Annotated in this window: 15 protein-coding genes; 6 read left to right on the top strand and 9 right to left on the bottom strand. The window is 66.4% G+C overall.

The window, feature by feature from the left end:
- Window positions 1-1,186: DNA translocase FtsK 4TM domain-containing protein (locus AB3X43_RS02015; protein ID WP_369428221.1), on the bottom strand; the 1,186-nt coding region annotated here is incomplete at its 3' end.
- 103 nt (window positions 1,187-1,289) lie between these two features.
- Complete coding sequence (locus tag AB3X43_RS02010; RefSeq protein WP_310463474.1) at window positions 1,290-1,958, bottom strand: Crp/Fnr family transcriptional regulator; 669 nt, start codon at window positions 1,956-1,958, stop codon at window positions 1,290-1,292.
- A gap of 266 nt (window positions 1,959-2,224) precedes the next feature.
- On the opposite strand from AB3X43_RS02010, the gene trxB reads away from it, so the two are divergent.
- From trxB to AB3X43_RS01990, 4 genes are all read left to right on the top strand, one after another.
- On the top strand, window positions 2,225-3,184 hold the full coding sequence (gene trxB, locus AB3X43_RS02005) for a thioredoxin-disulfide reductase (protein ID WP_369428220.1): 960 nt from the start codon (window positions 2,225-2,227) through the stop codon (window positions 3,182-3,184).
- A 175-nt stretch (window positions 3,185-3,359) separates the two neighbouring features.
- Window positions 3,360-3,593 carry a 50S ribosomal protein L28 gene (rpmB, locus tag AB3X43_RS02000; protein WP_369428219.1) on the top strand — a complete coding sequence of 78 codons (234 nt, stop codon included), beginning with the start codon at window positions 3,360-3,362 and terminating at the stop codon, window positions 3,591-3,593.
- A 15-nt stretch (window positions 3,594-3,608) separates the two neighbouring features.
- Entirely contained in the window at window positions 3,609-3,779 is a 171-nt protein-coding gene (gene rpmG / locus AB3X43_RS01995) for a 50S ribosomal protein L33 (protein WP_179634304.1), read from the top strand.
- 67 nt (window positions 3,780-3,846) lie between these two features.
- On the top strand, window positions 3,847-5,628 hold the full coding sequence (locus AB3X43_RS01990; RefSeq protein ID WP_369428218.1) for a hypothetical protein: 1,782 nt from the start codon (window positions 3,847-3,849) through the stop codon (window positions 5,626-5,628).
- Between the two features lie 80 nt (window positions 5,629-5,708).
- Here AB3X43_RS01990 and AB3X43_RS01985 read toward each other — a convergent pair whose 3' ends face one another.
- The 3 genes from AB3X43_RS01985 to purN form a co-directional block, all read right to left on the bottom strand.
- Window positions 5,709-6,932 (bottom strand): DesA family fatty acid desaturase, encoded by a 1,224-nt coding sequence (locus AB3X43_RS01985; protein ID WP_369428217.1) that lies wholly within the window; start codon window positions 6,930-6,932, stop codon window positions 5,709-5,711.
- Between the two features lie 224 nt (window positions 6,933-7,156).
- Complete coding sequence (locus AB3X43_RS01980; protein ID WP_369428216.1) at window positions 7,157-8,419, bottom strand: RsmB/NOP family class I SAM-dependent RNA methyltransferase; 1,263 nt, start codon at window positions 8,417-8,419, stop codon at window positions 7,157-7,159.
- A 10-nt stretch (window positions 8,420-8,429) separates the two neighbouring features.
- Complete coding sequence (purN, locus tag AB3X43_RS01975; protein ID WP_369428215.1) at window positions 8,430-9,068, bottom strand: phosphoribosylglycinamide formyltransferase; 639 nt, start codon at window positions 9,066-9,068, stop codon at window positions 8,430-8,432.
- Between the two features lie 140 nt (window positions 9,069-9,208).
- Here purN and AB3X43_RS01970 point away from each other — a divergent pair, with 140 nt between their 5' ends.
- Window positions 9,209-9,658 (top strand): YidB family protein, encoded by a 450-nt coding sequence (locus tag AB3X43_RS01970; protein WP_369428214.1) that lies wholly within the window; start codon window positions 9,209-9,211, stop codon window positions 9,656-9,658.
- Window positions 9,659-9,716: 58 nt separating this feature from the next.
- A complete protein-coding gene (locus AB3X43_RS01965) occupies window positions 9,717-10,154 on the top strand; it encodes a DUF3717 domain-containing protein (protein WP_369428213.1) in 438 nt (145 codons plus the stop codon).
- On the opposite strand, the gene AB3X43_RS01960 is transcribed toward AB3X43_RS01965, so the two are convergent.
- The 4 genes from AB3X43_RS01960 to AB3X43_RS01945 all read right to left on the bottom strand — a co-directional run bounded on the left by AB3X43_RS01960 (window position 10,090) and on the right by AB3X43_RS01945 (window position 13,342).
- Window positions 10,090-11,520, bottom strand: a complete 1,431-nt coding sequence (locus AB3X43_RS01960) for a sensor histidine kinase (RefSeq protein ID WP_369428212.1) — start codon at window positions 11,518-11,520, stop codon at window positions 10,090-10,092. The two genes, AB3X43_RS01965 and AB3X43_RS01960, sit on opposite strands and share 65 nt — an antisense overlap.
- Window position 11,521: 1 nt before the next feature.
- A complete protein-coding gene (locus tag AB3X43_RS01955) occupies window positions 11,522-12,229 on the bottom strand; it encodes a response regulator (RefSeq protein ID WP_369428211.1) in 708 nt (235 codons plus the stop codon).
- A 107-nt stretch (window positions 12,230-12,336) separates the two neighbouring features.
- On the bottom strand, window positions 12,337-12,711 hold the full coding sequence (locus AB3X43_RS01950; protein ID WP_369428210.1) for a response regulator transcription factor: 375 nt from the start codon (window positions 12,709-12,711) through the stop codon (window positions 12,337-12,339).
- A 10-nt stretch (window positions 12,712-12,721) separates the two neighbouring features.
- On the bottom strand, window positions 12,722-13,342 hold the full coding sequence (locus AB3X43_RS01945; RefSeq protein WP_369428209.1) for an excisionase family DNA-binding protein: 621 nt from the start codon (window positions 13,340-13,342) through the stop codon (window positions 12,722-12,724).
- Window positions 13,343-13,374: the final 32 nt, after the last annotated feature.

Here is a 13,374-nt window from a genome sequence, read left to right as displayed (position 1 = left end):
AGTCCAGAAGGCCGACCTGCGGCAGGTGGGCGGGACCGTCGATCGGCGTCAGCACGGGCACAGACACCGGAGAGGACGAAACCGCCACGGCGACACGCGCAGGTGTCGGTACCGGCATCGGCATCGGCATCGGAGCTGGGGTTGGAACCGAAACCGTAGGCAGTACCGGGCGCGCGGACTCCGGCATCGGCACTCCTTCGTCCCAGGGCGGAGCGACCAGCGCAAGCAGCCCCTCGGGCACCGTGTCCACGAAGTCCGGCTCATGCACGGCAGCACGCCCACCCGGCACAGGCGACGCCTGGAGCAGGCCGGGCATCGCTTCCGAGTCGAACACGGGTTCGACGCTTGTCAGCGTGGCCGGCTTGTCCTTCTTCTTGCGGCCGGTGACAGGTGCAGAGACGCCAACGGGATCCGCTGGGGCCAGCGGCGCCGGCTCGGTCATCGATTCACGCTCGCGTGCCATCTGTGCCTGGGCACCGATGCGCTTGTCCTCGGCCTCCTTGCGGATCAGCTGGCGACGTTCACGCCAGCCATCGAACCAGCCGCCAATGCGCTCTGCCAGCCCCAGCCACGAGAACCGGAACGCCCAGGCCAGCGCCAGCAGCAGCACGACGATCCACAGCACACCGCTGCCCACGAAACCCAACAGGTGCATGCTCGACGGGCCGAGCACAGCGCCGAGCACACCGCCGGCATGTGCACCCGCCACGGCGCCCTCGAACTGGTACAGGCGGGTCCATTCCAGCGCCGTGCTCGACATCAGCAGCAGCAGCAGCCCGACCCAGGCCAGCCACTGCGGACGCCAGTGCACCGGCCCGAACGGCTCCGCCGGTGCCAGATCGGCCCGCAACAGGCGCGCCACCATCGACAGCCAGGAACGCACCCCGAACAGCAGCCCCCACCACGCAGACAAGCCGAACAGCACGAACGACAGGTCGGACGCCCAGGCGCCGATCACGCCAGCGTGGTTGCGCAGACGCTGCCCATCGCCGGAGGTGGAAAACGCAGCATCGCCCGGATGGTGGCTGACCATGGCAAGGATCCACAGCAGCAGCAAGGTACCGCCAAGCGTGATCCCCACCTGGAGACGCCAGCGGGGGACGGGGGGAGAGGTGGATGCCTGCGCCTGCGAAGCAGACGTCTGGGCGGATGCTGCGCTGCGCAGCGAACCGAGCGGATAAGTCATGCCGGCATTGTCCGCCATCCGCAGAAACGGCAAAGCCGCCATGAACCGGGGCGGCTTTGCGTTAACCAAGGCACCCGGAGGAGGCCCGGGCTGCAGGGATTAATTACTGGGTGGCCAGACGCTCGGTCAGCACGACCCAGCCGTTTTCCTGCGTCTCGATCAGACCGCGCTCTTCCAGATCCTTCATCACGCGGCTGACCATCTCGCGCGAAGCGCCGACGACCTTGGCCAGATCCTGGCGCGACACCTTGCTGCGGATGACACGGCGACCTTCATCGTCCTCGGCCATGTCGAGCAGCGCACGGGCCACGCGGCCGTAGACGTCCAGCAGCGCCAGCGATTCGATCTGGCGGTCGGCATTGCGCAGGCGTGCCACCAGACCGCGCAGGATCGCGTAGGACAGGCTGGAGTTGTCCGGCAGGCAGGTCGCGAACTCGTTGCGCCCCAGCACCAGCACGTCCGTCTGCACTTCGGCGCGCACGGTGGCCGAATGCGGCTCGTTGTCGATCAGGCTCATCTCGCCCAGGTAATCACCGGCTTCCAGCACGGCCAGGATCACCTCTCGGCCCCGGGTGTCGGAGGTGATGACGCGGGCACGACCGCTCAGCAGAATGAACAGGGCATCCGACTTGCGGCCTTGCTCGACGATGATTTCGCCGCGGCGGTAGCGGCGCTTGACCACGCCGTCGGCAATCGTCTGCGCCTGCTCCACGGTCAGCATCGAAAAAAGAGGAACCCGTCGAATCAGATCAAGGTTTGAGAGCATGGCCATGGGGCTACTCCTGCTTGTTGGTGTCTATCGTTGTCATTGAAATCGGGACGTCGTGTCGGCAGCGAGGGCTCCGGCAATTCCCCGCGCGCCCATCGGCCGGGAAACCGCACTCCGAAGCGCAGCAAACAAGAACCGCTAAGCTTCGCACTGCAACATTTCACGACATGCCCATTGCGTCGCGACTCTAACCGAAGCGTCACCCCGTTGAACAGCGCGGTGACCCGGAAATGAAACCGCGCACTCCCACGGAAACCGACACCGAACCCATGAGCAGCACCTCCACGCACGCCCAACTCCTCATCCTCGGATCTGGCCCTGCCGGCTACACGGCGGCCATCTACGCAGCCCGCGCCAACCTGAAACCGACGCTGGTCACCGGCATGGCCCAGGGCGGACAGCTCATGACCACCACCGAAGTCGACAACTGGCCGGCGGACGTGATGGGCGTGCAGGGGCCCGAGCTGATGCAGCGCTTCCAGCAGCACGCCGAACGCTTCAACACGACAATGGTCTATGACCACATCAACGAGGTCGATTTCTCCAGCCGGCCCTTCCTGCTCAAGGGGGACTCAGGCAGCTACACCTGCGACGCGCTGGTCATCGCCACCGGTGCGAGCGCCAAGTACATCGGTCTCCCCTCGGAAGAGGCTTTCATGGGCCGAGGCGTCAGCGGCTGTGCCACCTGCGACGGGTTCTTCTACCGCGGTCAGGACGTGTGCGTGGTCGGTGGCGGCAACACGGCGGTCGAGGAAGCGCTCTACCTGTCGAACATTGCCAACAAGGTCCATCTGATCCACCGCCGGGACAAGTTCCGCGCCGAGGCCATCCTGATCGACAAGCTCAACGAGAAAGTCGCCACCGGAAAAATGGAGTTACATCTGTTTCAAACCTTGGATGAAGTTCTGGGAGACCAGACCGGTGTCACGGGTGTTCGACTCCGGAGCACGGTGGATGAAAGCACCCGTGATCTGGACGTCAAGGGTTGCTTCATCGCCATCGGTCATCAACCGAACACGGACATCTTCAAGGGGCAACTGGAGATGAAGGACGGCTACATCGTCACGCGATCCGGTCTCAATGGCCTGGCCACAATGACCAGCGTGCCCGGCGTGTTCGCTGCCGGCGACGTACAGGACCATGTCTACCGGCAGGCCATCACCAGCGCCGGCACAGGCTGCATGGCTGCTCTGGACGCCCAGCGCTACCTTGAACAGAACCCCTTGTGATGGCTCCGCTGGCGGCAGCGTCGATTTCCGCTCTATAATCGACGTTTTGCCGCCAATAGACCCGTCAAGCCCTCCGGTTTGACGGAGGGGTGATCATCAGGCCGGGCACCACAAGTGCCGACAATGTTCAGGCGGGCCTGCTCTGGTTGCTGTAACCATCGTTCGGAGTTGCGTCATGGCACGCGTCTGTCAAGTCACGGGTAAAGGCCCGATGGTGGGGAACAATGTTTCTCACGCCAACAACAAAACCAAGCGCCGCTGGCTGCCCAATCTGCAGTACCGCCGCTTCTGGGTCGAGAGCGAAAACCGCTGGATTCGCCTGCGCATCTCCAACGCTGCGCTGCGACTGATCGACAAGAAGGGTATCGACGTGGTCCTCGCCGACCTGCGTGCCCGCGGCGAACTGTAATCGGAGACTGACACCATGGCAGCCAAAGGCGGACGCGAAAAGATCAAGCTGGAATCCACTGCGGGTACCGGCCATTTCTACACCACGGACAAGAACAAGAAGACGACGCCCGGAAAGCTCGAATTCATGAAGTTCGATCCGAAGGCACGCAAGCACGTGCTCTACAAGGAAATCAAGCTCCGTTGAACAGCGCACGCTGAACAGGACTTGCTCCAGAAAACCCGCCCGGGCCCGGCCCGCGGCGGGTTTTTTAATGGCGTCACGACACCCCCATCCCCCAAAAGAAGGCCCTCTCCCGTGTGATGGACTGCACAGACCAACCCACCTAGATTGGTCTCCAGAACAGACAACGTGGGGGAGCCACATGAAGCAGCCGGGATGGCAACAAGGCATCGGCGCCGCAGTGCTGCTGGCCTGGGCAGGCAATTCATGCAGCCAGTCGGTGGATACCTCGATGGCGCGGGCCGTGGTCGACCAGCCACTGTCGATGTCCATCCAGGTGCGTGGATTCGAGTGGCCTGCGAGCCGACTGACGCCGGACTGCCTGCAAGTGCAGATCCAGCAAGGTGAATCAGGCAACACGATCGAACCCGTGCGTATACGCACCATCCCGAGCGGCGGCAACGGACACGTGCTCGTGCAGATCAGCAGTCCGCAACGCATCACCGACACGGTGCTCACCGGTCGCTTGAGCCTCCTGTGCGGCGCCGATTACACCCGCGAGTTCACCGTGCTGGTGGACCCACCGACAGCAGGCAACAGACCGAACCACGTCCTCTCGGCCGCGCCGCCGCACAGCCCAGGACAACGCGCAGAAAAGCCCCCGCCAGCAAATCCCACTCCGGCACCCCACCCAGGCCCAGCAGAGCCTTCCGTCCCCACAGTCCACCACATCACCCGCAGCGATGATCCTCCGCCGACACCAGCCCACGGGCGCACTGTCGACGATGCCGAACTGCAGCGGCTGGTGAACGCCGTTGTCGCTGCACAGGCATTGACGACGGCCAGCACACCCACGCCCCCCGTCACCGTGCCGGACAACCCTGCCATGGTGTTGCCATGGCAACACCTGCACGAGGAACAGCGTCAGACGCGTGCCACCCTGGCGGCGCTCGTTGCGAGAATCGAACGCAACGAGCGCGATGCCTGGCGCGACGCCGTGCTGGTCATGGCGGCGGTGCTTGGTCTGTCCGCAAGCATGCTGGTGCTGCGCGTCATCCGGGAAGGGTTGATGCCACGCATGGGTGTACCCGGATCAGCCGCTGCGCGTCGTCTGCGCCGCAAAGGCACTCCATTTCAGCCGGAAAAAGTCGACCCGCTGGCCCCGCAACCGCCAGACCCTGCTCCTCCTGCGCCAGCAGCAACGGGGCTGGCACCAGGCTTGGTGGCCTGGTCGCCACCACCCACCGCATCCACGACACAAGATGCGAAGGAACCGGACGAAGACCCTATCGCGACCGCCAACCGCTGGCCAAACGCCGACTTCGGGCACCCGAACCTCGACACCATCAGCACGAGCGCTCAGTTGCTGGACGAGCTTGAGCCCCACATCGAGGAATCTCCGATCGGCGTCGCCGTTGTCCTGGAGCGTCGACTGCAGGAACTGCCTGGCAAGTGCCCCTGGATCCTGTTGCGCCTGCTGGATCTGTACCGACAGATGGCACAACCCTGGAACCATGAGCGCGTCGCAGCACAACTGGAGGCGCTCTACAACGTCCGCATCCCGGCCATGGGATCGGCCGCAGCACGGGCAGACGCGGATCTGGAGGCCCATCCGGAGACGCTCGACAAGATCCGGCATGTCTGGCCGCTCGACGATTCCGCGGCCACGCTGTCCGGCCTGCTGCTGCGACCCACCGTGATCGAGGTCCTCGATCAACCTGCATTCGAGGAAGTCCTGCTGTTGCATGGCATCGTGCGGCAACGCCAATCGGCGTGGCTCACCGCGGTCGAATGCAGCCCGGACAGCCTCTCAGCGACCACATCGCCGATGCAACCAAGCAGCGGCCGGCTGATGGAATTGCTCGCAGCCTGAAACAACAAAGGCCCCCCGATGCCGGGAGGCCTTTGTTCGGGTGGCGCTGCGTCACGGCAGCACAGCGCACTCGGTCAAGCTCAGGCGCGGGCGGAGCGCAACGTGCGCGCGAAATCCTGCAGTGCGGCGATGCCACTGCTCTCGGCGCGCTGGCACCAGCCCTGCAGGTCCACCACCAGCTGCTCGCCAGACACATTGGTGCGGGTCCACAGTTGACGCAGCTCCTCACGCATCGTGACCAGCTTGGTCAGCGACGGACTCTGGTCACACGCCTTGGCCACCAGCGCCTTCACGTCGGCTGGGATCTTCTGGTCATCCCGGTGCAACCAGCGCTGCGCCAAGCGCATCTCGGTCCAGCGCTCGGTGTTCTGCGCACCCTGCTGCTTCAGACGATCCAGTTCCTCGGCACAGGCCTTGCGCAGGTTGGCCGCGTACTGGGCCATGACCTCGTAGCGGTTGGCGATCAGCGCTTCGAGCGTCTGGCTGTCGGCGATGGGGCGCACGGCACCAAGCTTGAGCTGGGGCGCGGTCTTGCGCACCGTGGCCAAGCCCATCATCTCCAGGGCGCGGATGTAGCCCCAGCCAATGTCGAACTCGAAGGGTTTGACCGACAGCTTCGCCGAGGTCGGGAAGGTGTGGTGGTTGTTGTGCAGTTCCTCGCCGCCGATCCAGATGCCCCACGGAGAGATATTGGTGGAAGCGTCTGGTGCCTCGAAGTTGCGGTACCCCCACCAGTGGCCCAGGCCATTGATGATGCCGGCCGCGTGGACAGGGCTCCACAGCATCTGCACCGCCCACACAGTCAGGCCGAGGGCACCGAACAGCAGCACATTGATGACCAGCATCAGCGACACACCCAGCTTCGACTGACCGGTGTAGACGTTCCGCTCCAGCCAGTCGTCCGGCGTGTTGTGGCCGAACTTCTTCAGCGTTTCCTGGACCTTGGCCTCGGCGCGGTACAGCTCGCTGCCGCGCAGCAGCACGGTCTTGATGCCATGGGCAACCGGGCTGTGCGGATCGTCCTTGGTCTCGCACTTGGCGTGGTGCTTGCGGTGGATGGCCACCCATTCCTTGGTGACCATGCCCGAGGTCATCCACAGCCAGAAGCGGAAGAAGTGCGACGGGATCGGGTGCAGGTCGAGCGAGCGGTGGGCCTGGCTGCGGTGCAGGAAGACGGTGATGGCGACGATCGTGATGTGCGTCATCACCAGCGTGGTGACGAGCACCTGCCAGGGACTGGCGCGCAGCAGACCATGGGCCAGCCAGTCCACCAGGACCGACCAGATCGTCGAGAGTTCGGGCATCGAGATTCTTTCTAGAAGCGCAGGTGGCCTGCAGGCGGGAGGGTCGCCTGCGCTACGGAATCATGTTGTGTCCGGACCACTGGCGGGGTGCAGCATTCTAGACGTTCCGAAGAATCCCACGAAACAGGGATATTGCCTGATATGCGCACCCAAACTGCTCGATCGCCGACGATTGCGCCTGATCAAGGGGAGAACGCGTCAACGACGCCGCCCTCGGAGAGGGCTCAGGCTGCGCGGCGGCGCCAGACTGCGGCAAAGAATCCGTCCGTCCCGTGCCGGTGCGGCCACAGGCGCAGGTAGTTGTTGCGGCAGAGCGACTCGGCGTCCTCGACCTTCTGGCGCGCCAGCACCTCGGCCGCGTTCAGCAGCTCGAACTCCGGATGCGCTTCGCTGAAGGCCTGGGCGATGGACTCGTTCTCGGCATCCAGCAGGCTGCAGGTCGCGTAGACCAGCTGCCCGCCGGCCTTCACCAGCCGTGCCGCGCTGTCGAGGATGGCACGCTGCTTGACGGTCAGCTCGGCCACGCCCTCGGGCGTCTGGCGCCACTTGAGGTCCGGATTGCGGCGCAGCGTGCCCAGACCCGAGCACGGCGCATCGACCAGCACACGGTCGATCTTGCCCGACAGGCGCTTGATGCGCTCGTCGCGCTCGTGGGAGATGCCGGCCGGGTAGACATTGGACAGGCCGCTGCGCGCCAGACGCGGCTTGAGCGCAGCCAGGCGGTGCGCCGAGACGTCGAAGGCGTAGAGGCGGCCGGTGTTGCGCATCATCGCGCCCAGGGCCAGCGTCTTGCCACCGGCACCGGCACAGAAATCCACCACCATCTCGCCGCGCTTGGCTTCGGTGAGCAGCGCCAGCAGCTGGCTGCCTTCGTCCTGCACCTCGACCTCGCCGCGCTTGAAGCACTCGGTCAGGTTGAGCGTGGGCTTGCCACGGGCGCGCAGGCCCGTCGGAGAGTACGGCGTCGGCTCGGTCAGGATGCCTTCCTCGGCCAGCGTGGCCTGGGCGGTTTCACGCTTGACGAGCAGCGTGTTGACGCGCAGATCCAGCCCGGCCGACTTGGACAGGCTCTCGATCAGCGGCCAGAAGTCGTTGCCCATTTCCTTCTTCAGCGCCTCGGCCAGCCAGTCGGGCAGGTTGTGGCGCAGGCTCTCGGACTGGCTCTTCAGACTCAGCAGCTTGGCGGTGGCGGCCCACTTCTGCTCGACCTCGGTCGTGGCAGCACGCAGATAAGCCTCGGTGCCCTGCCAGGCCAGGATGCTCAGGCGGCGCTCCAGCGCACCGGTGCCGGACTTGGCCAGGTACTGCAGGCGCAGCCGCTCGCGCAGCACCGCATAGACCGTCTCGGCCAGCGCGTGGCGCTCGCGCATGCCCAGCATCCGGTTGCGGCGGAAGAAGGCCGACACCACGGCGTCGGTCGGGCTGGAGAAGCGCAGGACTTCATGCAACAGCTCGTCGCACAGCGTGAAGAGGGCTTTGGGGGTCATCGGGAAGTCCTCAGAGAGTGTGGAACAGCCATTGCGGCTCGTTCAGGGTGTGGCGCACGACGCCGTCGTCGCCCAGCACCAGCCGGTCTTCGACGAACCAGCGCACCGCGCGCGGATAGATCTGGTGCTCGCAGACCAGCACCCGGCCCGACAGCGTCTCGGCAGTATCACCCGCCAGCACCGGCACCACGGCCTGGAGCACGATCGGGCCGTGGTCGAGTTCGGCGGTCACGAAATGCACCGTTGCCCCGGCCACCTTGCAGCCGGTCTGCAGCGCACGTTCGTGCGTGTGCAGTCCGCCGAACGAGGGCAGCAGCGACGGGTGGATGTTGAGCATGCGGCCAGCGTAGCGGGCCACGAAGCCGGGCGTCAGGATGCGCATGAACCCGGCCAGCACCACCAGGTCCGGCTGGTGGGCATCGATTTCAGCGGCCAGCGCAGCGTCGAAGGCGGCGCGGTCGGCGTGGGCGCGGTGGTCGATCGACGCGGTGGCGATGCCGCGCTCGGCCGCCCAGGCGAGACCGCCCGCCGTCGGCCGGTTGCTGATGACCGCAACGACCGAGGCGGGCCAGCCCTCTTCGGCGCAGGCACGGTGGATGGCTTCCATGTTGGAGCCACGGCCGGAAATCAGGATCACGATGCGTTTCATGGGTGCGGGAGTGTAGCGGCTGGCCGCAACGCATGACAGCGCACCCAAAACCAGTCACAGTACGGCCGCCGGCGCAGGCGGGCCGTGATGGAACGCACGCACACCGGCACTCGACTCACAGACACTTTCAGGAGAACACGATGGGATTGCTCGATTCAATGCTGGGTTCGGTCGTCAGCCAGGCGCTCGGTGGCAGCCAGGGTGGCGGCGGTCAGGCTGCGCTGATCCAGGCGGTCATCGGCATGCTGATGGGCGGCAACAACCAGGGCGGTGGCGCCGCAGCGGGTGGCCTCGGCGGTCTGCTGGAACAGTTCCAGCGCGGCGGGCTCGGCGATGTGGCGTCGTCGTGGGTGTCCACCGGCCAGAACCTGCCGATCTCCGCAGACCAGATCACCAATGTGCTCGGCTCGGACGTCATCGGCCAGCTCGCCCGCAGTGCAGGCATGGACCACGGCACCGCTGCAGGCCAGCTCTCGCAGCTCCTGCCGCAACTGATCGACGGCCTCACGCCGCACGGCCAGATGCCCCAGCAGGGCACCGATCTGGGCAGCATGCTGCCGCAGATCCTGGGCGGGCTGCTCAACCGCTGAGCCAGCCACGACCCGCCGCAGGGCCGCTCAAGCCCTGCGGCGCTATGCTCGCGCCTCCATGGCAGGCATCCACATCACCGACATCGAGGCAGCCATCAACTGGTGGCGCCAACGGCAACCTTCACCCGACGGCGTGACGCTGTGTGCACCGCTGCGGGCGCTCGCGGAGATCTATGCCCTGCTGGTGTACTACCGGGAGTCGCTCTGCGACGAACGCAGCCTGCCCGAGGCCGCCCGGCAGGCCTGGCTGGCGTGGTACGACAGCACGCCGGATGCGCCCTGCATCGCCATCTGCTCGACCACCCAGGGGGACACGGTCTGCAAGGGCTGCGGCCGCACCTTCGACGAAGTGCAGCACTGGCCGGCGATGAGCCCCGCCGCCAAGCGCCAGACCTGGCACCGCATCACCCGGGAAGGCACTGCGTGGCGCTTCAACCGCTATGCGGACCGGGTGCGCCCGGATGTGCCGCCCGCGCCATCGCGAGAGGCAGCCTGATCGCGAAGCAGCTGCCGCCACCCTCCCGGGCGAAGCACCGCACGCTGCCGCCATGCCGCTGGGCGATCTGTCGCACCAGCGACAAGCCAAGTCCGACCCCCCCCGCACGCTCGGCATGCCCGGGCAGGCGGAAGAACGGCTCGAACACCTGCTCGCGGAAGGCCTCCGGCACGCCGGGCCCACGGTCGCAGACCTGCACCTCGACCTCGTCCACGCCAATGGCCAGGACCTGGGCCTCCACCTCGTCGCCGCCGTAGCGCCGGGCGTTCTCCAGCAGGTTGCGCAGTGCACGACGCAGCAGGCGCTCTTCGGCATGCACCAGCACCGGTTCGCCATCCGCCGCAGCACCGACACGCGCGGCCTCCTCGGCCAGCAGGCCCAGCAGGTCGACCGGCTCGACACGCAAGGCGCCCTGCGCATCCAGCCGGCTGGCCAGCAGCACCTCCTCGACCAACCCGTCCAGCTCGCGGATGTCGCAGCGGATCTCATGGCGCAGTGCGTCGCGCTGCTCGGCCGATGCACCATCCATCATCTCCAGCGCCATCTTCAGCCGCGCCAGGGGCGAGCGCAGTTCGTGGCTGGCGTTGGCCAGCAACGCACGGTTGGAGTGCACCAGATCCTCGATGCGCTGTGCCGCCCGGTTGAAACTGACGGCCACCGCCGCCACCTCGTCCTGCCCGGCCGCATCGACCCGGTGCCCCAGATCACCGGCGCCGAACTGCTCGACTCCGCGCTCCAGTGCCTCCAGACGCCGCGTCAACCGACGCACCACGGGATAAGCGCCGATCGTCACGGCGGCGAACAAGCCACCCAGCAGCACGAACAGCGCCGAGGCCTCGTCGATCCAGCCCGAGGTCATGCGGTGGAACAGGCCGCCCCAGAGGGGCCCGTCCGGTGGTCCATACCGGTCCCGGTTCGGCCCGGCATCGGGCGGATGGTCCTCACCATGCCCACCCCGCGGACGCAACACCCACAGCACACGCCCGTCGGCCAGCACGGCCCGCGAAGCAGCCTGCGCTTCTTCGGTCCGATCGGATCCGACCTTGCGGTCATAGAACGGCGACACGCCGATGCGCTCGCCATTCGGTGCATCCAGCGCCATGGGAATGCGCAGGCGGTGCGACCAATCGAGCACCGCCTCGCGCTGCTCCGCGGCGGGTGCGGACCCGGGCGGCAGGCTGTTCTGCAGCAACTGCACCAGCGCCAGCGTCCTGTCCGACACAGCCACCTCGACGCGGCCGCGCTCGGCGCCGGTGTGGTGGCTCACCAGCACGACAGCCACCAGCGCGAACACCAGCAGCGTGACCACGACGGTGAGGTAGATGCTCAGATAGAGGCTGCGCACCCCTACGCCGCGCCAGCGCATGTCAGGTCGCGTCCGCGTCCTGCTTGCGCGCGAAGACATACCCCGAACCACGCACGGTCAGGATGCGCCGCGGATTCTTCGGGTCATCCTCGATCGCCGCCCGGATGCGCGAGATGTGCACATCGATGCTGCGGTCGAACGCGTCGATCGGATGGCCGCGCAGGGCGTCCATGATCTGGTCCCGCGAGAGCACCCGGCCGGGGCTCTGCGCCATGACGTGCAGGATGTCGAACTGGTAGCTCGTCAGATCGCATTCGCGGCCCTCGATGCGGATCTGCCGCGCGTTCACATCCACCTCCAGACGGCCGAATCGCAGCAGCGCTTCGTCATCCGCGGGTGAAGCACGGCGCAGCAGCGCCTTGATGCGCGCCAGCAGTTCGCGCGGCTCGAAGGGCTTGGGAAGGTAGTCGTCGGCGCCCAGCTCCAGACCGATGATGCGGTCCATCGGCTCGCCGCGGGCGGTGAGCATCAGCAACGGCAGACTGCGCAGTCGCTGGTCGTTGCGCAGCTCGCGCGTGAGATCCAGACCATCGCCGTCGGGCAGCATCAGATCCAGCACCAGCACGTCGCAGGGCTCGTGCTGCAGCTTGAGCCGTCCCTGGGCCAAGTCACCAGCGACGCTGACCGTCAACCCTGCAGACTGCAGGTAATCACGCACCATGCCGGTCAGGCGGGTGTCGTCGTCGATGAGCAGGATGCGGGCATTCATGGTGGCGAAGATTCGGCAGGTCGGGCCCGTATGCTGGAGCAGGTTCGTCAGGCCCGCATGATGCACCTGTAAAGAAGCTTGTCCGCAGTGCCCGAATCAGACCGCGCTCACACCGCGTCGAGCATCGACTCGACACGCTCGATCAGCTCGAAAGGGCTGAACGGCTTGACCAGGTAACCATCGGCCCCCGCGGTCTGACCGGCGCCAATGTCCCCCGCCTGCCCGCGGGCCGTGAGCATCACGACCAGCGTACTGGCCAGCGCCGGATCCTGCTTGATGCGGTCACACACCTGGTAGCCATCGAGGCCACCCGGCATCACCACATCCAGCAGCACCAGCGCCGGCCGCAACGTGCCCGCCAGTTCGAGCGCACTGGCACCATCGACGGCCTCGTGCACCTCGAAATCGCCGAGTTCCAGGGTCATCCGGATGAGTTTGCGCAGGTCCGGCTGGTCATCGACGACAAGGATGCGACGGGGCATGGGCAGGCTTTCAGCTGACGGAATCCACATGGAGGCTGCGCCCCATGCGGGTCATTTCGGACTCGACCCAGGCCCGCACGGCGATGGCCGGTGCCGGCTGGTGCACGACGCGCACCCGCTCCGGCAGCCCGCCGCGTTCGGCGATCTGGTGCGGCGTCTGGGACGTGATCGCCAGCACGCGCAGCTGGCTGTAGTCGCTCAGGCTCGACAGCGTCAACAGCATGGCATACCCATCGATGTCGGGCATCGCCAGATCGGTGACCAGCAGATCGGGCGACTTGCGGCCGAGCTGGAGCAGGCCGGTGTAGCCATTGTTGGCACCGCGGATGGAAATCGCCGAGCCCAGCGGTTGCAGCACTTCCTGCCACAGGTGGAGCTGATCGACGCTGGAAGCCACCAGCAGCAGGTCGAGCGGAGCCGTGCCGGCCGCGGCCATCGACAGCGAGGTCGGTGCCGCGGGGCGCAGACCGCTGCGGTGTGCCAGTGCCTCGACCGCCGACAGACGGATGCGGCGGTGGCCACCAGGTGTACGCCCGGCGGGCAGGGTTCCTGCTTCGACCCAGAGCTGGACGGTGCGCAGCGACACACCCAATCGCTGGGCGGCCTCGCGGGTGGTCAACAATGGGTCCATCGGATCTTGAGCAAAATGGGGACGGGACATGG

Source organism: Sphaerotilus sp., assembly GCF_041083715.1.
Classification (GTDB): domain Bacteria; phylum Pseudomonadota; class Gammaproteobacteria; order Burkholderiales; family Burkholderiaceae_C; genus Sphaerotilus.
The sequence above is the reverse complement of the archived record's forward strand: the minus strand, read 5'-3'. Positions and strand labels throughout refer to the sequence as shown.

Coding starts and splice junctions, on each gene's coding strand:
- AB3X43_RS02010 (WP_310463474.1), bottom strand. CDS start 1,958: ATGGCCATGCTCTCAAACCTTGATCTGATTCGACGGGTTCCTCTTTTT.
- trxB (WP_369428220.1), top strand. CDS start 2,225: ATGAGCAGCACCTCCACGCACGCCCAACTCCTCATCCTCGGATCTGGC.
- rpmB (WP_369428219.1), top strand. CDS start 3,360: ATGGCACGCGTCTGTCAAGTCACGGGTAAAGGCCCGATGGTGGGGAAC.
- rpmG (WP_179634304.1), top strand. CDS start 3,609: ATGGCAGCCAAAGGCGGACGCGAAAAGATCAAGCTGGAATCCACTGCG.
- AB3X43_RS01990 (WP_369428218.1), top strand. CDS start 3,847: ATGGCGTCACGACACCCCCATCCCCCAAAAGAAGGCCCTCTCCCGTGT.
- AB3X43_RS01985 (WP_369428217.1), bottom strand. CDS start 6,932: ATGCCCGAACTCTCGACGATCTGGTCGGTCCTGGTGGACTGGCTGGCC.
- AB3X43_RS01980 (WP_369428216.1), bottom strand. CDS start 8,419: ATGACCCCCAAAGCCCTCTTCACGCTGTGCGACGAGCTGTTGCATGAA.
- purN (WP_369428215.1), bottom strand. CDS start 9,068: ATGAAACGCATCGTGATCCTGATTTCCGGCCGTGGCTCCAACATGGAA.
- AB3X43_RS01970 (WP_369428214.1), top strand. CDS start 9,209: ATGGGATTGCTCGATTCAATGCTGGGTTCGGTCGTCAGCCAGGCGCTC.
- AB3X43_RS01965 (WP_369428213.1), top strand. CDS start 9,717: ATGGCAGGCATCCACATCACCGACATCGAGGCAGCCATCAACTGGTGG.
- AB3X43_RS01960 (WP_369428212.1), bottom strand. CDS start 11,520: ATGCGCTGGCGCGGCGTAGGGGTGCGCAGCCTCTATCTGAGCATCTAC.
- AB3X43_RS01955 (WP_369428211.1), bottom strand. CDS start 12,229: ATGAATGCCCGCATCCTGCTCATCGACGACGACACCCGCCTGACCGGC.
- AB3X43_RS01950 (WP_369428210.1), bottom strand. CDS start 12,711: ATGCCCCGTCGCATCCTTGTCGTCGATGACCAGCCGGACCTGCGCAAA.
- AB3X43_RS01945 (WP_369428209.1), bottom strand. CDS start 13,342: ATGGACCCATTGTTGACCACCCGCGAGGCCGCCCAGCGATTGGGTGTG.